A 23326-nucleotide genomic window follows, 5' to 3' on the forward strand; every position below is an offset into this window, starting at 1 on the left:
GTCACGGGTTCCAGAAGACGCTGGCGAACGCGCGGTCGAAGCGCCGCGCGGCCAGGTCCTCGCGCTGGATCACCCAGTGGACGGTGGAACTCTCCCAGCCCTCCATGTCGTTGCGGGCCTGCCAGTCGGCCAGCAGTACCCACTTCGAGACGTCCTGCGGAACGGGCCCCTCCCACCGGCCCGCCTCCATGGCTTGCGTGGCCCACCACACGGCGGTGGCGACCGGGTCGCCGTCGATCGCCTCCTCGTTGGCGTACCCCCCGATCTGAAGCGGCGCGTCGGGGGCGATGTCGGCACAGGTGCCGTCCCAGAGCGCGACGAACTCCTCGGAGCGGGCGGGCTCGGGAAGCGGACCGCCGGGCAGAGCGACGTCTGGGTGGTACGGCAGCGACACCTCGGCCGTCGCCCGCAGCGGACCCTCCGGGAACTCGTCGAGCATCTCCTCGTAGTCGTCCTCGTCGAGGGGGTTCCAGGCGTTCCGGTCCCGTTCGACCACGGCCGTCCCGACGGGGACGTACACCACGCTGCCCTGGCTCTCGGCGGAGTCGGTCTCGGGGAAGGCGAAGAACAGCAGCCGGCCGTCGGGCGGCAGGGGCAGGTCCGTCGCGTCGGCGGGCAGGGCCGCGAGGTCGATCGAGGCGACGAAGGGGTGCTCGGGGTCCGGGGCGTCGGCCGGCAGCAGGAGCGGACCGCCGAACCGGCCCACGACCGGCCCGTCCCCGTCCCGCGTCAGCGCGGCGCAGGGACGGACGGCGGCAGCCAGCCAGCGCTCCACCTCTTCGGCGGGTATGCCGTCCTCAACCGCCTTGTCCCGGAAGGGGGTCAACCGGTCCCACAGCTCAGGAGTCACACGAGTCACAGGATTCATGGGCACACCGTAGAGGGCGGGACCGGCATGGCGACCGCCCAGGAGAACACGCCTGCTCAGGTCTGTTCGGAGCGGAGGGCGACCGCTCGGCGTAGGGCGACCGCCTCGCGGAGGGCGGCGCGGCAGGCCTGGATCGCGGGGTGTCGGCCGCGGCCCCGGCGGATCACGGTGGAGATGCGGCGGGTGCCTTGGCCGCGGGGGAGCCGGCGCAGGGGGACGGTCGGGGGGTGCCCGTCCCAGACGAGGTCGGGGAGGAAGGCCGCGGCGTGTTCCTGCTCGACCAGGCGTCGGTGGAGCAGGAGGTCGGTGGTCTCGAACCGTACGTCCGGGTCGAAGCCGGCGTTGCGGCAGAGGGTCATGGCCCAGTGCCGGGCGGCGGTGCCCTCGGGTTCCAGCGCCCAGGGACGGTCGGCGAGTGAGCGCAGGGCCGCCGTCGGGCCGTCGGCGTCCCCGGTGTCGGCCGACCGTGGGAGTGCCAGGTGCAGGGGGTCGTCGAGCAGGTCCTCCTGTTCGAGTTCGGCGGGCCGCGGGTTGGGGCTGCCGGGGTACTCCTCGGCGAGGACGAGGTCGAAGTCGCGGGCCTGGAGGGCGGGCAGGGACCTCTCGGGTTCCATCTGCGTGACGTGGACGCGCAGCCGCGGGTGCCGGTCACGCAGCAGACCGAGCGCGGTCGGGACCAGGGCCAGCGCCGCCGTCTGGAACGAGGCGATCCGCAGGGTTCCGGTCAGGTCGGTCAGGGAGGCGGCGATGTCCGCCTCCGCGCGCTCCAGGCGCTCGAGCACCGCCTCGGTGTGGGCGACGAGGATCTCGGCCTGCGGGGTCAGCCTGACCCGGCGGCCGACCGGTTCGAGGAGCGGGACGCCGACCTCGGCCTCCAGTTGGGAGAGCTGTTGGGAGACGGAGGAGGGAGCGTAGGAGAGGGCGGCGGCGACGGCCGCCAGGGTGCCGCGGTGCTTGAGCTCGCGCAGCAGGCGGAGTCGGTGCAGATCGAACATGGGGCGCCCGCTCTCCTCGTCGTCGAAAGACCGTGGGCCGATGGCGGAATGGCCGGTTCTGGAATGGTCGGTTCTTCCGACGAGTATCGGTGGGAAACATTCGCTGGACCGATCGTACGGGTCCGTCGGACCCTGGTCGTGTGTCCGACAACGCTTCCTTCCCTCGTGCGCTGCCGTGGTTCGCGCGGCCCGATGCCCGTGCCTGGCGGTGTGAGCCCGCGCCCGCCGAGGTGCGGGTCTTCCACTCCTCGCTGCCCGACTACAAGCCCACCCCGCTGACCGAACTCCCCTCTGCGGCAACGGAACTGGGGGTCGGCCGGGTCTTCGTCAAGGACGAGTCGTGCCGTCTGGGACTGCCCGCGTTCAAGGCGCTGGGCGCGTCCTGGGCGGTTCACCGCGCCCTCGCCGAGCGGGCCGCGAGCGGTGCGGAACCGGGCCCGGTCACGCTCGTGACCGCCACGGACGGCAACCACGGCCGCGCGGTGGCCCGTACGGCGCGTCGGCTCGGGCAGGGCGCCCACGTCTTCGTTCCCCAGGGTGTGCATCCACGGGCCGTGGCGGCCATCGTCGCGGAACGGGCCAGGGTCACCGAGGTCGCGGGGCCGTACGACGAGGCCGTGCGGCTGGCGGCCGAGGCGGCTGCCGGGCCGGACGCGATCCTGGTCCAGGACACGGCCTGGCCGGGCTACGAGCGGATCCCGGGATGGATCGTCGAGGGATACTCCACCCTCTGCGCCGAGATCGACGAGCAGTTGGCGGCCGAAGGGGTCGTCGACGGTCCCGACCTCGTGTCCGTGCCGGTGGGTGTCGGGTCGTTGGCCCAGGCCGTGGTCACCCACTACCGAAGCCGTCCCGGCGGCTCCGACGGGCGGGCTCCGGCGCTGCTGTCGGTGGAGCCGGAGGCGGCGGCCTGCGTTCTGGAGAGCCTCGCCCTCGGCGCGCCCGTCAGCGTCACGACGGGGGCGACCACCATGGCCGGGCTGAACTGCGGCACCCCGTCCAGCATCGCCTGGCCCTTCCTGAGCGGTGGTCTGGACGCCGCGATCGCCGTCACGGACGCCGACAGTGCCCGCGCGGCCGCCCGCCTCGCCGCCCTCGGTGTCTCGGCGGGCCCCTGCGGAGCCGCGGCGCTCGCCGGGCTGCGCGTGGCCCTCACCGGCTCGGGCGCCGGGGAACGCCGTAGGGCGCTGGGGCTCGGGCCGTCCTCGGTGGTGGTGCTGCTGAGCACCGAGGGGCCGGCCGCCAACCCGCACTCCGACGCAGATCACTGAACTCGACCGGAAAGACAGCTGCCTTGAGTCACCGCTTCCTCATGCCCTCAGCCGCGACCGGCCGTTGCCTCCGGAGGAGGCGGACGACGTGCTGACCCACTTCCTGGCCGCCGCCGGTGTCCTCGGGACGCTGACCGTCCTGCCCGGCCCGGACCTCGCCGTGGTGACCCGGCGGGCGCTCGTGGCCGGTCCCGCGGACGCGCTGCGTACCGTCGGCGGGATCGCGACCGGGCTGCTGATCTGGGGCGCCCAGACCGCGGCGGGACTCGCGGCCGTGCTCGCCGCCTCGCCCACGGCCTACCTGGCTGTCAAGCTCGTCGGCGCGGGCTACCTGGTGTTCCTGGGCGCGCGGTCGCTGTGGCAGCACCGCCGCGCGGCACCGGCCGACCCCGCGACCGCCGGTCCCGCCGCCGTCGGGAGCCCCTGGCGGACCGGCCTGGTCAGCAACGTCCTCAACCCGAAGATCGCCGTCTTCTACACCGGGCTGCTGCCCACGCTGGCCCCGCCCGGCATGCCCGCCGCCTGGGCCATGACGCTCCTCGTACTCCTCCACGCCACCCTCACGCTCGCCTGGCTGGGCGGCTACGTGCTCCTGCTGTCCAAGGCAGGCCCGTTCCTCCACGAGCCACGGATCCGCCGTGCGCTCGGACGGACCACGGGCGTGGCGCTGATCGGCTTCGGCCTCGCGGTCGCGGCCTGGCCCTGACCACGGCGGTGCCGCCGGCGTCGAGGACCTGGCTAGCCGCGCGCCGACGCGAGGTTGTCGGCCAGGTGGCGGAGGTCCGCGCCGAGGGGCGAGTCGGCGCTCCAGACGGCCTCGAAGGAGATCTGGACCTCGCGGCCCTCGTTCATCAGCGGCCGGTGCGGGGCGTCGGGCGAGGTGAGCTTGGAGCGGGGGACCATCGCCGAGCCCAGGCCCAGCCGCGACCAGTCCTGGAGGACCTGGTAGCCGGCGGCTTCTCCCGCGTAGGTGCGCAGGGGCATCTCGTGGGCCTGGAAGAGCTGGGTGGTGAACGTGGTCAGACCGCAGGCGTCCGGGACGAGGATGAACTGCTCCTTGCCGGCCTCCTCGAGCTCGAGCGGAGTCACCTGGTTCTGGGACGGAGAGGAACGGGTCCGGACGCTGACCGAGCGGCTCGGCGTCGAGACGTTCGACCAGCATCTCGCGGGCGACACCCTCCTCCAGGAGGCAACCGGCGTACGTCGGCTCCCGGGCAACCTGATCGACGTCCCGGCCCGCCGGTTCGCGTCCGGAGCCGATTCCCTCGCTCACGGACTCGCGGCCGGGCTGCCGACCGAGGCGCTGCGGCTCGCCACGCCGGTCACGGCGATCCGCCGCCGTGCCGCCGGCGGGCTGGAGGTCCGTACACCGGACGCGGTACTGCACGCCGAGCACGTCGTCCTCGCCGTACCGCCCGCCCTGGCCCTCGCACGCATCGACTTCGGCCCGGAACTACCCGCTGAACTGGCCCGCCTCGCACGGGCCACCCCGGTGTGGATGGGCGTGGTCGCCAAGGTCGTCGCCCGCTGTCCCGCCGCCTTCTGGCGTGGCGAGGGGCTCGCCGGGGCGGCGGTCAGCAGGACCGGTCCGCTGCGGGAGCTGCACGACATGTCGGGGCCCGACGGGAGCCCCGCCGCCCTGTTCGGCTTCGCCGCGGCGCAGGACGTGGGCCCCGGGTTCGAGCGGGCGGTGATCGCCCAGCTGGGACAGCTCTTCGGACCGGTGGCCGCGGAACCCGAGTCGCTCCACGTACAGGACTGGAGCGGCGAGCCGTGGACCGCGCCGCCCGACGCGCACCGCCTGGCCGATCACTCCCTGTTCGGTCACCCTCTCTACCAGCGGCCCGCGCTCGACGGCAGGCTGCACTGGGCGTCGACCGAGACGGCCACCCGGTACACCGGGCACATCGAGGGCGCCCTCGCCGCCGGGGAGCGGGCGGCGCGGACAGTCCTGGCCCCGACGACGGACGAGGTGAACACATGCTTCCGGTAGAAGCCCTGCTGCGCGAGTACGACCGTGCCCGCGCCTACACCGACGACCTCTGGAAGGACCTCACCCCGGACGAGGTGACCTGGCGCCCGCACGAGGACTCCAGCGCCATCGGCTGGCACCTCGGCCACCAGGCCCACGTCGCCCACTTCATGATCCGCAACCTCACCGCGGCCGAGCCCAGTCCGGACCCGGAGCTGGACGGGCTCATGGACTCGGCCAATCCGGAGAAGTTCCGCGGCACGCTGCCGACGGTCAAGCGGCTCACCGAGTTCCGCGACACCGTCGCCGAACGCGTCCACGCCCGCATCGGCGACATCGCCGCCGGCCGGGTCGGCGCGCCCTCCCAACTCACCATCGTGGCCGGCCATCTGCTCACCACGCTCATCAACCACGAGTACCAGCACGACCAGTGGATCGGCGAGGTCAGAGCGCGCGACCTCGGGCGCGCGCTCCCCTCGGACCCGGACAGCGGGCACGTACGCCGCATCGACGGCTATCTCGTCGTGGACGTTCTGTGACCAACAGTTCAGTACCCATGGCACAAGGAGAGAGCCGCCCGTGACGAGCACCGCCTCAGCAGGCAGCGCCGGTATATCCCCGCGGTCCGCGGCACAGCGCCGGGTACTCACCGTGCTGGTCGGCAGCCAGATCCTGAGCGGGGCGGGGCTCGCGGCCGGCATCACCGTGGGGGCCCTGCTCGCGCAGGACATGCTCGGCTCCACCGACCTCGCGGGCCTGCCCAGCGCCCTGTTCACCGCCGGATCCGCGCTCGCCGCCGTCGCGGTGGGCCGTGTCTCCCAGGCGCGCGGCCGCCGCCCCGGTCTCGCCGCCGGTTACCTGACCGGCGCCGTCGGCAGCGCGGGCGTCATCGCCGCGGCCGTCGTGGACAACCCCGTGCTGCTCTTCCTCGCCCTCTTCGTCTACGGCGCCGGGACGGCCACCAACCTCCAGGCCCGGTACGCCGGAGCCGACCTCGCCGCGCCCGCCCATCGCGCCCGTGCCGTCTCCACCGTCCTGGTCGCCACCACCCTCGGCGGGGTCGTCGGCCCGAACCTCGCCGCCCCCATGGGCGACCTCGCCGGCACGCTCGGCATCCCGGAGCTGGCCGGGCCGTTCCTGCTCTCCGGGGCCGCCTACGCGCTGGCCGCCGCCGTCCTCGTCGTATGGCTGCGTCCTGACCCCCTGCTGCTCGCCCGCAGCCTCGACCTTCGGCGGCGGGCGGAGGCCGACCCGGGAAAGACGGCGGTGGAGCCGGAACCGGCCCGTGGCCCGGGGCTGATGCCCGGCGCGCTGACCATGATCCTCACCCAGCTGGTGATGGTGGCGATCATGACGATGACCCCTGTGCACATGCACGACCACGGACACGGCACGGCCGCCTCCGGGCTCGTCATCGCCATCCATGTCGGCGCCATGTACCTGCCCTCACCGCTGACCGGCTGGCTCGTCGACCGGTACGGCCCCACCGTCGTCGCGGTCGCCTCCGGTCTCACGCTCCTCGCCGCCGGGGTCGCCGCGGCCGTGGCGCCGGCGGACTCCGTCGCCCTGCTCGCCTTCGCGCTGGCGCTGCTGGGGCTGGGCTGGAACCTCGGCCTGGTCTCCGGCACCGCGATGATCACGGACGCCGTGCCGCTGGCCACCCGGGCCAAGACGCAGGGCCTGGTCGACGTCTCCATCGCCATCGCCGGCGCCACCGGCGGCATCTCCTCCGGCCTCGTCGTCTCCGCCGCCGGCTACCCCGCCCTCGCCCTCACCGGCGGCGTCCTGGCCCTCGCGGTACTGCCCGCCATCGCGGTGAGCGCGAGCAGCCCGCACGGCCGCTGATCGACGGCCGGGAACCGCGCGCAGGGCCTCGGAGAACCGTCACCACGACCGCCGACCTCCGCTCCGCACCAGCCGAGTTCGTCCGACGGACCGCCCCGATCCGTCGCGCGGGCGGTGCTTTCCTGTAAGGCTCGGACCTGTGACGTATGTAGTGACCGTGGACACCTGTATCCCGGAGGGCACTCCGGAGATGGATCCGCTTCAGCGCGCCGGCGCCGTGGCGCTCATCGAGGACGGCTTCGACTCGGTGCGGGCCGTCGAGGCGCCCGGCGGCGTGCGCGTCGGCATCCTCGACAGCATCGTGGCCATCCACCCCGACGGCGCCCTGCTGAAGGTCGTCGTGGACGCTCCGACGCTGGAGTCCGCCGAGGACTCGGTGCGGGTGCTGGTGGACGAACTGCTGGAACGCTCCGAACTGCTGGCCGACTGGACGATCGAGCGCTGCGAGGTCGAACTCCACCAGGACCTGGCCAGGAAGAGCCTCGACGCCGCCGAAGGCCCGGACGTCCCGCCCGACGATCCCGCCGCCCGCAAGGCCCGGCACACCGGGGGCGCCCCGTACGAGAGCGCCGGGGCGGGGGACGACGCCGACGCGAAGGCGGCCGCCGCGCGCGGGCGCATGCTGGAACTGGCGGCCGAACTGCGCTCCTTCGCGCCGGCCGCGTTCGGCGTGCCCGGCGCCGAGGACGACACGCGGGAGGAGCGCGACGACCGGTTCGCCTTCGCGCCGGAGAGCGTCAGGCTCGCCGCCGGCGCCCTGGTCCACGCGACCGACGTCCTGGTCGCCGAGTTGTTCGAGGACGTACAGGTCCTGGCCCAGGAGGACGCCACCGTCGCGGAGTGCGAGGGGCCCCTGTGGCATCTGGAACGCCTTCCCGACCGGTACGCGCTCCAGTACGACGCCCGCTTCGCCCGGCGCTTCCTGGTGACGGTGATCGCCATGACCACCCGCTTCACCGACGGCAGTTTCCGGCGGCTCGCCTGCGTCGCCGAGGGCTTCGCCCTGAGGTTCCTGCTCGGCCGGGCGACCACGACCCTGGAACTGCACGGGCTCCTCGACGACGAGGTCTCGACCGCCCTCGACGCGTTCGCCGCGCAGGTGTACGAGGGCACCGACCACGAGTGGCTCTACGGCGACTCGGTGGACGACACGGACGAGGACTCGGTACGGGCCGCGCTCGCGGTCGAACTCATGGCGTTCGGCTCGTGGTTCACCCCGTTCAAGGAGGGCAGATACGTTCACCCGTCCGCGGCGGACGAACCCGAGGCGGCGGCACCGTAGACGCGCGGCCGGTGCCGGGGACCCCCGGGCCGCATGACAGCATCGGGTGCCATGAGTGCGTCCCCGGCGGTACGGAGTCTGCGGGCGGCGGTGTTCGCCGTGCTGTGCGTGCTGCTGGCCGCCGGGGGACACGGGCTGGCCACGGGCACGGCACCGCCGGTGCGGGTCCAAGTCGCCGGGGGGCTGGGGGTCTTCGCGGTCGCCTGTCTGCTGGGCGGGCGCGAGCGGTCGCTGGCCGGCATCGGCGGCGGGACGACGGCCGCTCAGGGCGGCCTGCACCTCGCGTTCGGCGCCGCCCGACCGCACCCCTCGCCGGTCCTGCACGGGCAGCACCCCACCACGGTCGTACACGGGCCGCACCCCTCGATGCTCATGCACGGCATGCGCATGGCCCCGCACTCGCACGCGCTCACGTCCCACGCCACCGCCGCCCATGTCGGGGCGGCTCTCGTGCTGACCTGGTGGCTGCGGCGCGGTGAGGCCGCGCTGTGGTCGCTGCTGCGGTGGGCGGTCGCCCTCGTGCCCGGGCTCGCGGCCTGGTGGCGGGTGGCGAGCGGCTTCCGGGCCGTCCCGGCGGCCCCGCGACCCGTGTGCCGGGCCGCCGACGGGACACGGTCGCCGCGGCAGGTGTGGCTGAGGCACTCGGTTCACCGGCGGGGGCCGCCCGCGGGGATGTCGTACGCCGTCTGAAGCCCGACATCCCTTCCGCAGTACGGAGATCCCTCAGCCATGTCCAGCACCCTGCGCCGCACCGGCGTCGTCACCGCCCTCGCGGCGGCCGGAGTCCTCACCGCGGCCGGCGTCGCCTCCGCGCACGTCACCGTCCACCCGGAGAGCTACCCCAAGGGCGCCACCGACGGCGTCCTCACCTTCCGCGTCCCCGACGAGGAGGCCACCGCCGCCACCACCAAGGTCCAGGTGTTCCTGCCCACCGACCACCCCCTCCTCGGTGTGCTCGTCTCGCCGCACGACGGCTGGACCGCCAAGGTCACCGACACCAAGCTCACGACGCCGATCAAGACCGACGACGGCACCGTCACCGACGCCGTCTCCGAGATCACGTGGACCGGCGGGAAGATCGCGGCCGGGCAGTACGAGGACTTCGACGTCGCCTTCGGCCAACTGCCGGACGACACCGACCAGCTGACCTTCAAGGCCCTCCAGACCTACTCCGACGGCAGGACCGTCCGCTGGATCGAGGCGGCCACGCAGGGCGACGAGGAGCCGGAGAACCCGGCCCCGGTCGTCGAACTCACCGCCGAGGCAGCGAAGCAGGGCGCCACCAAGACGACGGTCCGGCAGACCGCTTCCGCTGCCGACTCGACCGCCCGCTGGCTCGGCACCGCCGGGCTGGTCGTGGGCGCGCTCGGCCTGGCCGCGGCCGCCTTCGCCGTCGCCCGCACCCGCTCCGCCGGCCGGCGTGAGTGAACCGGCGGCGATTTCCGTACGTCTGACTGACCAGGGATGTCCGGATGCGAGGATGAGGCGCCATGACAGCAGGGTGGTGTTCTCGCACGGTACGGGCCGCGGTGTTCGCGGCCGTCTGTGTGCTGCTCGCCGCCCTGGGCCACGTCATGATGTCCGGCGCCGACGTCCCGGCGTGGGCGCTGACCGCGGGCCTTGCCGCGACCGGCGCCGTGGGCTGGGGCCTGGCGGGCCGTGAGCGCGGGCTCCCGCTGATCGTGGCGGTCGTGGTCACCGCCCAGACCGGTCTGCACTCGGCCTTCTCCCTCGCCCAGTCGACCACCGCGGACGCCGGACCCGGGCCCATGGGACACGACATGGGGTCCGGACACATGGGCTCCGGGCACATGGGCTCCACGCACATGAGCTCTGGACCCATGGGCTCCATGCACATGCACTCCATGGGGGCCACGGATTCCATGGACCCCATGGACATGGCGCCCATGGATCACGCGGGCCACCTCCTGACCGGCTCGTCGTCCTTCGGCATGCTCGCCGCCCACCTGCTGGCCGGGCTGCTGTGCGGGCTGTGGCTGGCGTACGGCGAGAAGGCCGCGTTCCGCATCCTGCGGGCGGTGGCCGGACGCCTGGTGGCACCGCTGCGCCTGCTGCTCGCCGCGGTGCACCTCACCCCCGAGCGTCCCCGCGTCCGCGCGCACCGGCCCTCCTCGGACCGGGTGCCGCGCCTGCTCCTCGTCCATGCGATCACTTCTCGGGGTCCGCCCGCGGGGACCGCTGTCGCCTGACGACAGCCGGTTCCCCGAGGCCGCCCAGGAGGCGCCTCGGGTCTTGGCCGTACGCCCCACCGGGTGCCGTACGGCCGTCTCCCCGCACCGGACCGCCCGCACTGTCACGCGCACCGGTCCGGATCATGGATGACCGAGAAGGACACCAAGTGATCACTTCTGCCTTGTCCGCCGCGCGCCCACCCGAGGACGCGGCGATGTCGCCGGATGTGTCGATGTCGCCGGATGTGTCGATGTCGCCCGACGAGTCGATCACCGCGTGGGCGCTCGCCGCCCGCGGCGGTGACGTGAACGCGGTCGAGCACTTCGTCCGCGCCCTGCACCTCGACGTGAAGCGCTATGTCGCCCATCTCTGCGGCGACCCCCAGGCCGCCGACGACCTGGCGCAGGACACGTTCCTGCGCGCGCTCGGCAGTCTGCACCGGTTCGAGGGGCGCTCCTCGGCCCGCGCCTGGCTGCTGGCCATCGCGCGCCGCGCGGTGATCGACAGCTACCGGCATGCCGCCGCGCGGCCGCGTCTGTCCGACACACCGGACTGGCAACTGGCCGTCGAGCACGCGCAGCCGCGCTACCTGCCCGGCTTCGACGACGGCATCGCCCTGCTGGATCTCCTGGAGTCGCTGCCGGACGAGCGCCGCGAGGCGTTCGTCCTCACCCAACTGCTCGGCCTGCCCTACGCGGAGGCCGCCGAGGCCGGCAACTGCCCGGTCGGCACGGTCCGTTCCCGCGTGGCCCGCGCCCGGGAGTCGCTGCTGGACCTGCTGGACGACGAGGGCACCGCCCCCGCCCGCAGGGCGGTGGCGAAGGAGGGACCTGTCCTCCAGGCGGCCTGAACCCGGCGTGTCCGCCCGCCGTCACCGGGACGCGGAGTCGTGGACCATCGCGGAGAGTTCGTCCGCGGTGCGCGGCCCCGGGGCGTCGTCGGCCAGCAGCCCCTGCTCCCTGAGCAGTCGGGCGGCCGCGACGCCCCAGGGCAGCCGCAGCCCCGCCTGCCCGAGCAGCTCCGTGCGGGCCAGCATCGCGGCGGCGGGGCCGGTGTGCGCGCCGGAGGGGGTGAGCAGGGCCGCGTCGTCGGCCCAGCGCAGGGCGAGGTCGACGTCGTGGGTGGCCATCACCACCGTGGTGCCCGAGGCGCGCAGCCCGTCGAGGGTGGTGAGCAGCCGCTCCTGGCCGTCGGGGTCGAGGCCGGCGGTCGGCTCATCGAGGATCAGGACACGCGGCCGCATCGCCACGGCACCCGCGATCGCGGTCCGTTTGCGCTGGCCGTACGAGAGGAGATGGGTGGGCCGGTCGGCGAGCGCGGTGATGTCCAGGGCGGCCAGCGCCTGCGCCACCCGGGCCCGTACGTCCGGGTCGGGCAGACCGAGGTTGAGCGGTCCGAAGGACACGTCCTGGGCGACGGACGCGGCGAACAGCTGGTCGTCCGGGTCCTGCACCACCAGCTGTACGGTCGTCCGCAGCCGGGTCAGCCCCTTGCGGTCGTAGGACACCGGCCGCCCCTCGACCGCCAACTCGCCGGTGCGCGGCCGCAGTCCGCCGCTGAGCAGGCGCATCAGCGTGGTCTTGCCGCTGCCGTTGCGGCCCAGCAGCGCGAGCGCCCGCCCCTCGCGCACCTCGAAGTCGAGGCCGTCGAGCACGGTCGGGCCGTCCTCGTACGCGAAGGACGCGCCCCGCAGGGCGACCAGCACGGGCTCGCTCATGACAGCGGCCTTTCCAGGACGAGGGTGAGGGCGGCCACCGTCGCGAGCAGCGCGACACTGGCGGCCGTGAAGCGGACGGAGACGCGGGCCTCGGGCACCAGCACCCGCAGGGTGCCGTCGTAGCCGCGCCCGGCGAGCCCGTCCTGGAGCCGCGCCGCCCGGCTGAAGGCCCGTACGAAAGCGGTGGCGCCGAGCCCAGCCAGCGACCGCCACTCCGCGGCCCGGCTGGTGTGCCCGAGCCGGGCCGCCTGGGCCTCGCGGATCCGGCGCACGGAGTCCAGGAGCAGGAAGCTCATGCGGTACGTCACCAGCGCGACGTCCACGACGGGTGCGGGCACGCCCGCCTTCACCAGTCGGGGCAGCAGGTCGGACATGGGGGTGGTGAAGGCGAACAGGAGCACCCCCAGCGAGGCGGCCGACGTACGCAGCAACAGCTCCCCGGCGCGCACCCAGCCGCCGTCGGCCGGGGCGACGACGCCGTCGGGGCCGCCGACCTGGACGAGCAGGGTGAGGGCCCCGGTCACACAGAAGCCCAGCGGCACCCGGTAGGCGCGCCACAGCCGCCGGGCGGGCACGCCGGCCGGGCCCAGGAGGACGACGAGGGCCGTGGCCAGCACCAGGGCGGCGCCGGGCCAGGGCGGCAGCGAGATGGCGAGGATCGTCAGGCCGAGCCCCAGCACGGCCTTGTCGACGGGGTGGCGGTGGCGCCAGCGGCTGCTGTGCGCGGCCGCGTCGATCGGCAGCACGCGGGGTCAGGTCCGTTCGGCGGCGGACTGGGCGGCGGACCCGTCGGGGGCCTCGGCGGGGGAGTCGCCCAGGGTCTTTCGGGTGTCCGTGTCCCGTCGGGCCAGCGCCCGCTCCTCGCCCTGCCGGCGGCCCCGGTGCAGCCCGAAGTAGTAGGCGAGGACGCCCGCGCCGAGCGCCGCCTGGAGGGCGAACAGGGCCGACTCGATCTCGCCGGACGGCGGTTCGTACAAGGGCGAGAACCAGGGCTCGTAGTCCGGCTCGATCTCGGTGATCGCGGTCTCGGCCTCGGCGTCGGCGCCCGTGAAGGGCTCCTCCTTGTGGTCGCCGAGCCCGAGGGCCAGCGGCAGCACGGCGAGTGCCGCCACGACGAGCAGCAGCAGGGCGTTGATCTTCGCGTTACGGCTCATCGGGCCACCGCCTCGGTCTCGGTCTCGGCCTCGGTCTTGTTCTGCCGGGTCAACAGCACTCCGAGCCGCGTCAGTTCGCCCTTGCTCGACTGGACCAGCAGACGCATCACGAACACCGTCAGGAGCCCCTCGCTCACCGCGAGCGGGATCTGGGTGACGGCGAAGATGGAGCCGAACTTGCCGAGCGCGCCCAGGAATCCGCTGCCGGGGTCCGGGAAGGCGAGCGCCAACTGCACGCTGGTGACGCAGTAGGTGGAGAGGTCCGCGAAGAACGCGCCGAAGAACACCGCCACCATCAGCGGCACGTCGAAGCGCCGTAGCAGTCGGTAGACGGCGTATCCCGTCCAGGGCCCGACGATCGCCATCGAGAACACGTTGGCGCCCAGCGTGGTCAGACCTCCGTGGGCGAGCAGCAGGGCCTGGAAGAGCAGGGTGATGGTGCCCAGTACGGCCATGATCGGCGGCCGGAACAGGATGGCGCCGAGGCCCGTGCCGGTGGGGTGGGAGCAACTGCCCGTCACCGAGGGCAGCTTCAGCGCGGACAGGACGAACGTGAAGGCGCCGGAGGCGCCGAGGAGCAGGGTGCTCTCCGGGTGCTCCCGGACTTCACGGGTGAGCGAGCGCACTCCGTGGACGACGAATGGCGCGGACGCGACGCCCCAGGCGACGGCGTGCGCCGGAGGAAGGAAACCCTCGGCTATGTGCATGGCTCAGCAGACCCTCTCCAGCACCTCGTGGATGGTTGACGCGCCTTGGCCGGTCTCCTGGCTCACGGGTCCCACCGCCCGTGCTCCGCCTTCCCGGGTCCCGAAGGACCCAGTGGCTGCTCGTAAGAGCCGGAGCCGGACTTCCCGATCACAGTGGCGAGGGCCGCACCGGCATCACACCGGATTTCCCGTTCACCAAGGCCTGGCGAGAGTAGTGCGCTGGTAAAGGCGCTGGCAAGCGGCAGCAGGGGGCGCGTGAGCGGCGCCCGGCGGCTCGCGCCGGGCGCACACCGGGACGGGGCCGAGTGCGCCGAGTGACTCCCGCAACCGCCCTTCGAGCGGCCCCGAGCCGCTCTCAGCCGGTGAACACCGTGCCGAGCAGGAGCACATGGGCCGTGGTGCCGCCGAGGATGCTCAACAGGGCGTTGCGACGCCACAGATGCAGGGCGACGGTGACGGCCAGGGCGGTCAGCGGGGCGAGGGCGCGCGGGTGGGGGAGGGGGAGGTCGCGCAGGCAGTAGAAGAGGAGGATCAGCATGACGCCGGCGGGCATCCGGGTGCTGAGGTACCGCACGGTCGCGCTCTCGCGCAGCGGCGTGAGGGCGGCGAAGGGCAGGGCGCGCAGGGCCCAGGTCACGGCGGCGGCCACGAGGACGGCGGCGACGGCGTAGGGCGTGTCAGGCATGGCTCGGCTTCCGGCGGGTCGTGAGGTGGCGGGCCAGCAGGGCGGTGGTGAACAGGGCGAAGGCGGCTGGGAGCAGTTCGCCGGGGCAGAGGAACCGCGCGGTCAGGGCGCTGAGCAGGGCCAGCACGGGAGTGGGCAGATCGCCACGCACGTCCCTGAGGGCTTCTAGGGCGAGGACGGCGAACAGCGCGGTCAGGGCGAAGTCCAGGCCGTCGACGCCGGGTACGAGGGAGCCGAGCAGGGCGCCGGCGGTCGCACTGCCCGCCCAGTACAGGTGCAGGAAGAGCTGGAGCCACAGGATGCGGCGGCCGGACCAGGCGCGGGCCTGCTCGCCGGTGGCCAGCGCGTACGCCTCGTCGCACATCGCGAAGGTGCTGTACGCCCTGCCGAGGCGGCCGGGCACGCGGTGCAGCGGGAACGACAGCCCGTAGAAGACGTGCCGGACGTTGACCATGAACGCCGACAGCGCGACGGACGCGAGCGGCGCGGTGGCGGTGACCAGGCCGATGAGCAGGAACTCGAACGATCCGCCGAAGATCAGCGCCGCCGCCAGCCCTGCCCACCACCAGGGCAGCCCCGACTGCGTCACCAGCGCCCCGTAGGCGAGCCCGAGCGGGACGAACCCCAGGCCCACACCGAGGGAGTCCCCGAAAGCCGCGCGCGCCTCGGAGGGCTTGACGGCGGGAGTTAGGTGCATAGGCGTAATTTTAGGAAAGAGCGTGCCTTATATGGTTGCCGATTACCGCTGTACGATCGCTCGGTGAGCAATGAAGTAAGCCTCGATGCCATTGATCGCGACATTCTGTTTCATCTGCGCCAGGACGGTCGGCTCACCAACGTCGAGCTGGCCAAGCGGGTCGGCCTGACCCCGCCGCCCTGTCTGCGCCGGGTCAAGCGGCTGGAGGAGGCCGGGGTCATCGCCGGATACCGGGCCGTGGTCGACCCCGCGGCGCTGGGGCGCGGCCTCGAGGTGCTGATCGACGTCGAGATCCATGCCCAGGACCGCGGGACCGTCGAGGAGTTCGAGGAGACCGTCGCCTCCTACGAGGAGGTCGTGGAGTTCCGCCGGATGTACGGGCGCCCGGACTATTTCCTGCGCGTCGCGGTCGCGGACCACGCCGCCTACGAGGCCTTCCTCATGGGCAGGCTCAGCGGGCTGCCCGCCGTCTCGCGTCTGGAGTCCCACCTGACCATGAAGGAGATCAAGACCCACTTGCATCGAACTTAGGCACGCCTTACCGTTTCCCTTTGCACCACTCTGGGCTCGGCCGGTACACCGGCCCGCCCGCGGCGAGCGCTCCACCGACGCAGCCTGGCCGTCCTTCCCCAGTGCCCCACGGGCCTGGGAGGTACCCCCAGCCGAAACCCGCTGCTCACAGGACCGCCACTTGAACTCCAGCACCCTCGGTCTCCACGACCCTGCCCGCGACCACAGTGACTGCGGCGTCGGCTTCCTCACCCGGCTCGACGGAACCCCGAGCCACGACGTCATCCTCAAGGGCGACGAAGCGCTGCGCACCATCCCGCACCGCGGCGGCAAGTCCGCCGAGGGCGTCGGGGACGGCGCCGGCGTGAGCGTCGACCTGTCGGTGGAGTTCTTCGGCGCGCTCACCGGCCGGGCGCTGCGCGCCGGGCACTTCGGTGTCGCCAACTGCTTCGTGCCCACCGACGCCGGGCGCCGCGCGGGCGCGCGCGAACTCGTCGGGCGCAGCATCGCCGAGCAGGGCTTCGAGATCCTCCTCGTCCGGGACGTACCCGTCGACCACACCGTCGCCTGCCCCGCCGCAGAGCAGTACCAACTGCCCGTCGTGCAGTGGGTGTTCCGCGCCCCCGACGACTGGGAGCGCGCCGCCGTCGACGCGGCCGCCCACCGCGCCCTGCTCGCGGTCGAGGCCGTCGCCTACGCCGACGAGGCGTACGCCGGGCTGTACCCGCTCTCGCTCAGCGCGCGCACCCAGGTCCTCAAGGGGCGCCTCAACTCCGGCGAGGTCATCGGCTACTTCCGCGACCTGGTCGACCCCCGGCACTCGGTCCGCTCGCTGTACTTCCACACCCGGTTCTCCACCAACACCGAGCCGCACCCGACCATGGCCCAGCCGTTCCGGCTCATGGCGCACAACGGCGAGCTCAACACCGACCGCAAGAACCGCCTCTCCGACGAGGCCCTCGCGCGCGCCCGGACCCGGTCCATCGTGCGCCCGCCCGGCCAGTCCGACTCCAGCCGCCTCGACCAGACCCTCCAGAGCCGGGTCTTCGACGACGGCCTGGACCTCGTCGAGGCCGTCGTGTCCCTCATGCCGCCCGCCTGGGAGAACGACCGCACCCTGCCCGACGGCGTCCGCGACATGCTGGAGTACTTCTCCCTGTACGAGGAGAAGAACGACGGCCCCGCGGCCCTCATCTTCAGCGACGGCGACGTCGTCGGCGCCCGCCTGGACCGGCTCGGCCTGCGCCCGCTGCGTACCGTCGAGACCGCCGAGTACCTGATGGTGGCCTCCGAGGCCGGGCAGGTCGCCTTCCCGGACGACGAGGTCGTGCACCGGGGCCGGATCGAGGCCGGCGGCATGCTCGTCGTCGACCACCGCACCGGACGCCGGATGCGCACCCGCGAGGTCCTCGACGCCCTCGCCGCGCGCCGCCCGTACTCCGAACTGCTCACCGCGGCGCGGGTGAACCTCGACGACCTGCCCGCCCCCGACTACTACCGCGGCACCACGACCCTCGGCTACGACGGCGACCTGACCCTCGCCGGCCGGTACGTGGCGTACTCGCTGAACCAGGAGAGCTTCCGGTTCATGCTCGACCCGATGCTCGCCGAGGGGTCGGAGCGGATCTCGGCGATGGGCTACGGCAACGCCATCAACGCGCTCAGCGACACCGAGGGCGGCATGGCGAAGTACTTCTCGCAGCGCTTCGCCCAGGTGACCAACCCGCCGCTGGACAGCATCCGCGAGGCCGACGGCATGAGCATGCGCGTCGCCCTCGGCCCGAAGCCGGACGGCACGGGCAGCGCGCACGGCCGTCAGCTCGTCGTCTCCTCGCCCGTCCTCGGGCACCTCGACATGGTCCGGCTGCGCGACCAGCAGATCGTGCCGCTGAAGCGGTTCGCGATGCTCTACGAGCCCGTCGCCGGGGACGAGACCGCGAACGCCGACGCGCTGCGGTCGGCCGTGGAACGACTCTGCGACGACGTCGAGCGGTTCGCCGCCGAGCGGGGCGGCATCGCGATGCTCACCGACCGGGCCGTCTCCTCCACCCGCGCCCCGCTGCCGGTGATCCTCGCCGTCGCGGCCGTCAACCAGCGCCTGATCGAGACCGGGCTCCGGCTGCGCGTCTCGATCGTCGCCGAGAGCGGCCAGCTGGCCTCCTCGCACCACGTGGCGACCGCGCTCGGCTTCGGCGCCTCCGCCGTCTACAGCCTCAGCGCACGACTGCGCGCCGAGGAGAGGTACCCGAGCGCACCCGCCCCGGCGGGTGAGATCACCGAGACGGACCTGGCGCTCAGGAAGTTCCGCAAGGCGGCCGAGAAGTCCCTCGCCAAGACCATGGGCCGGGTCGGCCTGTGCACCGCCGAGAGCTACATCGGCGGCGAGTTCTTCGAACCGAACTACCTCGACACCCGCGACGACATCTTCGCCCGGACCTTCCCGCACATGGAGGCCCCGGTCGGCGGCGTCGGGTTCGCCCGGATCGCACAGGCCGCGACGGACTGGCACGAGCGGGCCCGCGCGGTCGAGGGCGAGCAGCAGATCCCGCTGCTCGGGCTGTTCAAGGAGCGGTCCGACGGCGCCGGGCACTCCTTCGGCGTCACCGCCGTGCGCGGCTTCGGCGACATGGTCGAGGAGAAGCCGGAGTTCGGCCGGGAAGGCGACTCGGACGCGCTGCGGCTGCTCACCCTCGGCCAGCTCGACGACGCCTTCGGCATCACCGACGCCGCGTACCGCAACACCGGCTACGACGCGCTCAGCGACGCCGAGATCGACGCCTTCCGGATCACTCCCGGGTACCGGGCCTTCCTGCGGACCACGCACGAGGAGCGGTCCCGGCGTCCGGCCGCGCTGCGGGACGTGCTCGCGCTGCCCGCCGACGTCACCGGGCTACGGACCCCGCAGGACTTCGCGCGGGAGCTGGGACGGTTCTCGACGGACGGCAACGCGAGCGTCACGGCCCGGGGAGTCGTCGCCGAGGCCACGGACGGCACCGGCGTCCGGCTGAGCCTCACCGAGGGCGGCACCGACCGGCACACCGCGCTCGCGGAGGGCCTCGCGCTCGCCTACCCCGGCGAGGTCGAGACGCTCACCGTGAGCGCCGCGGCCACGGAGGTCACCGCCACCGGCACCGCCGCCCGGCTCCTCGCCCTCCTGACCGGCGCCCCCGACAGCGTCCCCCTCGACGAGGTCCAGCCCGCCCACGAGATCACCCGCTCCCTCGCCTCCGGCGCGATGAGCCACGGCGCCCTCGTCGCCACCGCCCACGAGGCCGTCGCGCACGGCACCAACATGGTCGGCGGCATGTCCAACAGCGGTGAGGGCGGCGAGCACCACACCAGGTACGGCACCATCCGCGGCTCCCGGATCAAGCAGTTCGCGTCCGGCCGGTTCGGCATCTGGGCGGGCTATCTCGCCGACCCGATGCTCGAAGAACTGGAGATCAAGATCGGCCAGGGCGCCAAGCCCGGCGAGGGCGGTCAGCTGCCCGCCCCGAAGGTCACCGTCGACATCGCGGCGGCCCGCGGCGGCACCCCCGGCATCGAGCTCATCTCCCCGCCCCCTCACCACGACACGTACTCCATCGAGGACCTCGCGCAGCTCATCCACGACTGCAAGGCCGCACGGGTACGGGTCATCGTCAAGCTGGTCTCCTCGGAGGGCATCGGCACCATCGCGGTCGGTGTCGCCAAGGCCGGCGCGGACGTCATCAACGTCGCCGGGAACACCGGCGGTACGGGCGCCGCGGCCGTCACCAGCCTGAAGTACGCGGGCCGTTCGGCGGAGATCGGCGTCGCCGAGGTCCACCAGGCGCTCGTCGCCAACGGGCTGCGCCAGAAGGTCGTCCTGCGCTGCTCGGGCGCCCACCAGACCGGCGGCGACGTCGTCACCTCCGCCCTTCTCGGCGCCGACAGCTTCGAGTTCGGCACGACCGCGCTGATGATGCTCGGCTGCGTGATGGCGAAGAACTGCAACGTGAAGTGCCCCGCCGGGCTCACCACCAACCCCGAGGTCTTCGAGGGCGACCCGCGCGCACTCGCCCAGTACCTCCTCAACATCGCGCACGACGTCCGCCAGATCCTCGCCCGCCTCGGCCTGCGCTCGCTGCGCGAGGCCCGGGGCCGCACGGACCTGCTCCAGCTGCTCGACCACCCCGCGAGCGTCGGCCGCCTGGACGTGCGCCGGCTGCTCGCGCAGGTGCCTGAGAAGGTCGTGGAGAACCCGGAGTACCTGGAGAAGGACTTCACCACCGACGACGCCCTCATCGAGCGGGTCCGGGCGGCGCTCCTCGACCGGCGCGAGCCGTCCCTGCTCGTCGACGGCATCCGCCTCGGCAACAGCGACAAGTCGGTGGGCGGGCAGCTCGGCATCGACGTCGAGCGGCTCCTCAACCACGAGAGCCACGGACTCGGCGACCTTTCCGACGCCCCCGCCGTCACCACCGACGACCGCGGCCGGCGCCGCCTGGTCGAGGGTGCCGTCACGATCCGCACCCACGGCTCCGCGGGCCAGTCCTACGGCGTCTTCTGCAACGACGGCATCACCCTGGAGCACACCGGCACCGCCAACGACGGCGTCGGCAAGAGCCAGAGCGGCGGCCGGATCGTCGTCCGCGCACCCGGCGGCGGCAGCGCCGAGCGCGGCGGGAACGTGCTCATCGGCAACTTCGCGCTGTTCGGCGCGACCGGCGGCCGTACCTTCGTGGGGGGCGAGGCCGGTGACCGGTTCGCCGTGCGCAACTCCGGCGCGACCGCGGTCGTCGAGGGCGTCGGCGACTTCGGCTGCGAGTACATGACCGGCGGCACCGTCCTCAACCTCGGCGGCTTCGGCAAGGGCCTCGGCAACGGCATGAGCGGCGGCTTCCTCTACCAGTACGACCCCTCCGGCGAACTGGCCGGCCGGGTCAGCGCCGACTCGCTGCTGGTCTTCCCGGTGACCGACACCGCGCACGGCGCCTTCCACGAGGAGGCCGTACGGCTGCTGCTGACCTGGCATGCGGAGGCCACCGGCTCGGAGCTGGCGGCCCGGCTGCTGCACGACTGGGACAGCGAGCGGCAGCACGTGTACTGCGGGATGCCCCGCGCCCTGCTCCTCTACCAGGACGCCACGGAGATCCTCGCCGCGGCCACCCGGGGCCAGCTCCTCGACGAGCTCGCGACCTCCATCGCCAACGACAAGCTCCGCGCGTTCAAGGTCGACTACCGCGACCGCCGCACCGTCCTCGACGGCCGCGCCCCGGCCTTCGGCGACCAGGGCAGCGACGACATGTTCTCGCTGCTGTCCTCGTACACCGTGCTCGGCGTCGCGCAGGACCTCGCCCTCCAGCGGGTGCCGGGCGCGACCGGCCCGGACGACCCGCGCGTCGCCGAGGCCGTCCGCAACCTGGTCCTCACCGAGGACTTCTTCGTCAAGCAGCGCGTGGTGAAGTACCTGCGCGGCACGCTGGACCGCTTCGACGACGGCGAGCTCGCCACCCTCATCGCGACGCTGCGCCTCGACGCCTACAAGCGCGCCCTCAAGCAGCGCAACAACCTCAGCGTGGACGCCCCCGGCACCTACGGCTGGATCGTCCACCAGACCATCAAGAACGCCGGCCGGATCCGCGCCGCCCGGTTCGACGAACTGCTCGCCAACGCCGCGCTGGACGACATCGCCGCCCGCCGCGTCCCGCAGGCCCCCACCGAGGCGGTGACCGCATGACCCTCATGCCCCCGACCGGAACCCTCATCCCGGCAGACGCGCCCTTCTCCGCCCAACAGGAGTCCTGGCTGGCCGGGTTCCTCGCCGGCATAGCGGCCGCCGGACGCCGCGGCGACGCGGCGGGCGACGCGCCCGCGGCGACGATCGACGTGTTCGTCGGCACCCAGACCGGCAACGCCGAACTCGTCGCCGAGGACGTCGTCGCCGGTGCCCGCGCCCGCGGCCTGGGCGGCCGGGCCACCGCCCTCGACGACGTCACGCCCGAGGCCCTCGCCGCGATGACCCACGTCGTCGTCGTCACCTCCACCTACGGCGAGGGCGAGATGCCCGACAACGCCGGGCTGTTCTGGGAGGCGTTGCAGTCCGACACGGCACCGCGCCTGGAGGGCGTACGCTACGCGGTCCTCGGACTCGGCGACCGCGGCTACGACGACTTCTGCCAGGCCGCGAAGCTCATCGACACCCGTCTGGAACAGCTCGGGGCGACCCGTCTGCACGAACGCGTCGACTGCGACGTGGACTTCGAGGAGCCGGCGGCCCAGTGGACGACTGCGGTACTGGACCGACTGGTCGCGGAGACCGGCGCGACGGGCGGCGAGGCGAAGGCCGCCCCGGCCGCGTCCGCCAAGCAGCGCTCCCGGTGGAACAAGCGCAACCCCTACCCGTCCCGTCTCACCGAGAACCGGCTGCTGTCCTCGCCCCGCAGCGCGAAGGAGATCCGGCACTACGAGTTCGACCTCGGCGACAGCGGCATCACGTACGAGGCGGGCGACGCGCTCGCCGTCGTACCGCTCAACGACCCCGCCCTGGTGGGGGAGTTGCTGACGCACCTCGGGGCGGGCGGTGACGAGCGGACCGCCGAACTCCTGCGCACCGAGCGCGAGATCCGCACCCCGTCCAAGGAGCTGATCGCCGACCTCGTCGAGCGCGCCCCGGAAAGCGAGCTGGCCGCGGTCGTCGCGCACGGCGACCGGTCCGACCTGGACTCCTGGCTGTGGGGCCGGGACGTGCTCGACCTGCTCCGCGACGCGGGGTCCAAGGCGCCGTCGCTCGCCGAACTCGTGCCGTTCCTGCGGCCGTTGCAGGCCCGCCAGTACTCGATCTCGTCGAGCCCGCTCGCCCACCCGGGCAGCGTGCACCTCACCATCGCGTCCGTCCGGTACGGCATGGCCAACCGCCGGTACGAGGGTGTCGCCTCGACATACCTCGCCGACCGGGCCCCCGGCGACGTGGGCATCCACCTCCAGCCGAACGCCGCCTTCAGCGTCCCGGCAAACGACGACGCCCCGATGGTCATGATCGGCCCCGGCACCGGCATCGCCCCGTTCCGCGGCTTCCTGCACGAGCGGGCCGCGCGGGGCGCCGCCGGCCGCAACTGGCTGTTCTTCGGCGACCAGCACCGCGAGACGGACTTCGTCTACGAGGACGAGCTGACCGCGCTGCGGGAACAGGGTGTGCTCACTGAGCTCGACCTCGCGTTCTCCCGGGACCAGACCGAGAAGATCTACGTTCAGACGCGGATGCGGGAGCGCTCGCGGGAGCTGTACGCGTGGCTGGAGGAGGGCGCGCACGTCTATGTCTGCGGAGACGCCTCCCGGATGGCGAAGGACGTGGAGGCGGCCCTGCTGGGCGTCATCGCCGAGCAGCGCGGCCGCGGGGACGACGACGCCGCCGAGTACCTGGCGGACCTGCGGCGGGCCAAGCGCTACGTACGGGACGTGTACTGAGC

At 73.2% G+C, this 23326-nt stretch carries 22 protein-coding genes and 1 riboswitch; of the genes, 13 read left to right on the forward strand and 9 right to left on the reverse strand.

Features of this window, described 5'->3' with window-relative positions:
• Nucleotide 1: 1 nt before the first annotated feature.
• Both ABKA17_RS10950 and ABKA17_RS10955 read right to left on the reverse strand, forming a co-directional pair.
• Entirely contained in the window at nucleotides 2–868 is an 867-nt protein-coding gene (locus ABKA17_RS10950; RefSeq protein WP_353691757.1) for a DUF1963 domain-containing protein, read from the reverse strand.
• A 56-nt stretch (nucleotides 869–924) separates the two neighbouring features.
• Nucleotides 925–1863, reverse strand: a complete 939-nt coding sequence (locus tag ABKA17_RS10955; protein ID WP_353691758.1) for a LysR family transcriptional regulator — start codon at nucleotides 1861–1863, stop codon at nucleotides 925–927.
• Between the two features lie 140 nt (nucleotides 1864–2003).
• Between ABKA17_RS10955 and ABKA17_RS10960 the strand changes: the two genes are divergently transcribed.
• Both ABKA17_RS10960 and ABKA17_RS10965 read left to right on the forward strand, forming a co-directional pair.
• Nucleotides 2004–3134, forward strand: a complete 1131-nt coding sequence (locus tag ABKA17_RS10960; protein ID WP_353691759.1) for a diaminopropionate ammonia-lyase — start codon at nucleotides 2004–2006, stop codon at nucleotides 3132–3134.
• Between the two features lie 88 nt (nucleotides 3135–3222).
• Entirely contained in the window at nucleotides 3223–3840 is a 618-nt protein-coding gene (locus ABKA17_RS10965) for a LysE family translocator (RefSeq protein ID WP_353691760.1), read from the forward strand.
• A gap of 32 nt (nucleotides 3841–3872) precedes the next feature.
• Here ABKA17_RS10965 and ABKA17_RS10970 read toward each other — a convergent pair whose 3' ends face one another.
• Nucleotides 3873–4223 carry a LysR substrate-binding domain-containing protein gene (locus ABKA17_RS10970; RefSeq protein WP_353691761.1) on the reverse strand — a complete coding sequence of 117 codons (351 nt, stop codon included), beginning with the start codon at nucleotides 4221–4223 and terminating at the stop codon, nucleotides 3873–3875.
• Here ABKA17_RS10970 and ABKA17_RS10975 point away from each other — a divergent pair.
• From ABKA17_RS10975 to ABKA17_RS11010, 8 genes are all read left to right on the forward strand, one after another.
• A complete protein-coding gene (locus ABKA17_RS10975) occupies nucleotides 4192–5127 on the forward strand; it encodes a flavin monoamine oxidase family protein (RefSeq protein ID WP_353691762.1) in 936 nt (311 codons plus the stop codon). The two genes, ABKA17_RS10970 and ABKA17_RS10975, sit on opposite strands and share 32 nt — an antisense overlap.
• On the forward strand, nucleotides 5115–5645 hold the full coding sequence (locus ABKA17_RS10980; RefSeq protein WP_353691763.1) for a DinB family protein: 531 nt from the start codon (nucleotides 5115–5117) through the stop codon (nucleotides 5643–5645). Before ABKA17_RS10975 ends, ABKA17_RS10980 begins: the two co-directional genes overlap by 13 nt.
• A gap of 40 nt (nucleotides 5646–5685) precedes the next feature.
• Nucleotides 5686–6951: an MFS transporter gene (locus ABKA17_RS10985; RefSeq protein ID WP_353691764.1), complete on the forward strand. Its 1266-nt coding sequence runs from the start codon at nucleotides 5686–5688 to the stop codon at nucleotides 6949–6951.
• Nucleotides 6952–7090: 139 nt separating this feature from the next.
• Complete coding sequence (locus tag ABKA17_RS10990) at nucleotides 7091–8233, forward strand: hypothetical protein (RefSeq protein ID WP_353691765.1); 1143 nt, start codon at nucleotides 7091–7093, stop codon at nucleotides 8231–8233.
• A gap of 51 nt (nucleotides 8234–8284) precedes the next feature.
• The gene (locus ABKA17_RS10995; RefSeq protein WP_353691766.1) at nucleotides 8285–8923 is read left to right on the forward strand and encodes a hypothetical protein; all 639 of its coding nucleotides are present in this window, start codon (nucleotides 8285–8287) and stop codon (nucleotides 8921–8923) included.
• A 39-nt stretch (nucleotides 8924–8962) separates the two neighbouring features.
• A complete protein-coding gene (locus ABKA17_RS11000; protein WP_353691767.1) occupies nucleotides 8963–9661 on the forward strand; it encodes a YcnI family copper-binding membrane protein in 699 nt (232 codons plus the stop codon).
• 62 nt (nucleotides 9662–9723) lie between these two features.
• The gene (locus tag ABKA17_RS11005) at nucleotides 9724–10443 is read left to right on the forward strand and encodes a hypothetical protein (protein ID WP_353691768.1); all 720 of its coding nucleotides are present in this window, start codon (nucleotides 9724–9726) and stop codon (nucleotides 10441–10443) included.
• A 197-nt stretch (nucleotides 10444–10640) separates the two neighbouring features.
• Nucleotides 10641–11276 (forward strand): sigma-70 family RNA polymerase sigma factor, encoded by a 636-nt coding sequence (locus tag ABKA17_RS11010; protein ID WP_353692320.1) that lies wholly within the window; start codon nucleotides 10641–10643, stop codon nucleotides 11274–11276.
• 21 nt (nucleotides 11277–11297) lie between these two features.
• Here ABKA17_RS11010 and ABKA17_RS11015 read toward each other — a convergent pair whose 3' ends face one another.
• From ABKA17_RS11015 to ABKA17_RS11040, 6 genes are all read right to left on the reverse strand, one after another.
• Nucleotides 11298–12143 (reverse strand): energy-coupling factor ABC transporter ATP-binding protein, encoded by an 846-nt coding sequence (locus tag ABKA17_RS11015; RefSeq protein WP_353691769.1) that lies wholly within the window; start codon nucleotides 12141–12143, stop codon nucleotides 11298–11300.
• On the reverse strand, nucleotides 12140–12889 hold the full coding sequence (gene cbiQ, locus ABKA17_RS11020; protein WP_353691770.1) for a cobalt ECF transporter T component CbiQ: 750 nt from the start codon (nucleotides 12887–12889) through the stop codon (nucleotides 12140–12142). Before cbiQ ends, ABKA17_RS11015 begins: the two co-directional genes overlap by 4 nt.
• Nucleotides 12890–12895: 6 nt before the next feature.
• Complete coding sequence (locus ABKA17_RS11025) at nucleotides 12896–13297, reverse strand: energy-coupling factor ABC transporter substrate-binding protein (protein WP_353691771.1); 402 nt, start codon at nucleotides 13295–13297, stop codon at nucleotides 12896–12898.
• Nucleotides 13294–14004, reverse strand: coding sequence for an energy-coupling factor ABC transporter permease (locus ABKA17_RS11030; RefSeq protein WP_353691772.1), 711 nt, complete (start codon nucleotides 14002–14004; stop codon nucleotides 13294–13296). The genes ABKA17_RS11025 and ABKA17_RS11030 overlap by 4 nt, the downstream gene beginning before the upstream one ends.
• 30 nt (nucleotides 14005–14034) lie before the next feature.
• A riboswitch (cobalamin riboswitch) is annotated at nucleotides 14035–14219 on the reverse strand.
• 140 nt (nucleotides 14220–14359) lie between these two features.
• Entirely contained in the window at nucleotides 14360–14689 is a 330-nt protein-coding gene (locus ABKA17_RS11035; RefSeq protein WP_353691773.1) for a branched-chain amino acid transporter permease, read from the reverse strand.
• Nucleotides 14682–15386: an AzlC family ABC transporter permease gene (locus tag ABKA17_RS11040; protein ID WP_353691774.1), complete on the reverse strand. Its 705-nt coding sequence runs from the start codon at nucleotides 15384–15386 to the stop codon at nucleotides 14682–14684. Before ABKA17_RS11040 ends, ABKA17_RS11035 begins: the two co-directional genes overlap by 8 nt.
• Before the next feature lie 63 nt (nucleotides 15387–15449).
• Between ABKA17_RS11040 and ABKA17_RS11045 the strand changes: the two genes are divergently transcribed.
• The 3 genes from ABKA17_RS11045 (at nucleotide 15450) to ABKA17_RS11055 (ending at nucleotide 23324) form a co-directional block, all read left to right on the forward strand.
• On the forward strand, nucleotides 15450–15917 hold the full coding sequence (locus tag ABKA17_RS11045) for an Lrp/AsnC family transcriptional regulator (RefSeq protein ID WP_353691775.1): 468 nt from the start codon (nucleotides 15450–15452) through the stop codon (nucleotides 15915–15917).
• Nucleotides 15918–16077: 160 nt separating this feature from the next.
• Nucleotides 16078–21597, forward strand: coding sequence for a glutamate synthase-related protein (locus ABKA17_RS11050; RefSeq protein ID WP_353691776.1), 5520 nt, complete (start codon nucleotides 16078–16080; stop codon nucleotides 21595–21597).
• Nucleotides 21594–23324 carry a diflavin oxidoreductase gene (locus ABKA17_RS11055; RefSeq protein ID WP_353691777.1) on the forward strand — a complete coding sequence of 577 codons (1731 nt, stop codon included), beginning with the start codon at nucleotides 21594–21596 and terminating at the stop codon, nucleotides 23322–23324. Before ABKA17_RS11050 ends, ABKA17_RS11055 begins: the two co-directional genes overlap by 4 nt.
• Nucleotides 23325–23326 lie beyond the last annotated feature (2 nt).

It is taken from the genome of Streptomyces sp. RG80, assembly GCF_040446465.1.
Lineage (GTDB): Bacteria > Actinomycetota > Actinomycetes > Streptomycetales > Streptomycetaceae > Streptomyces.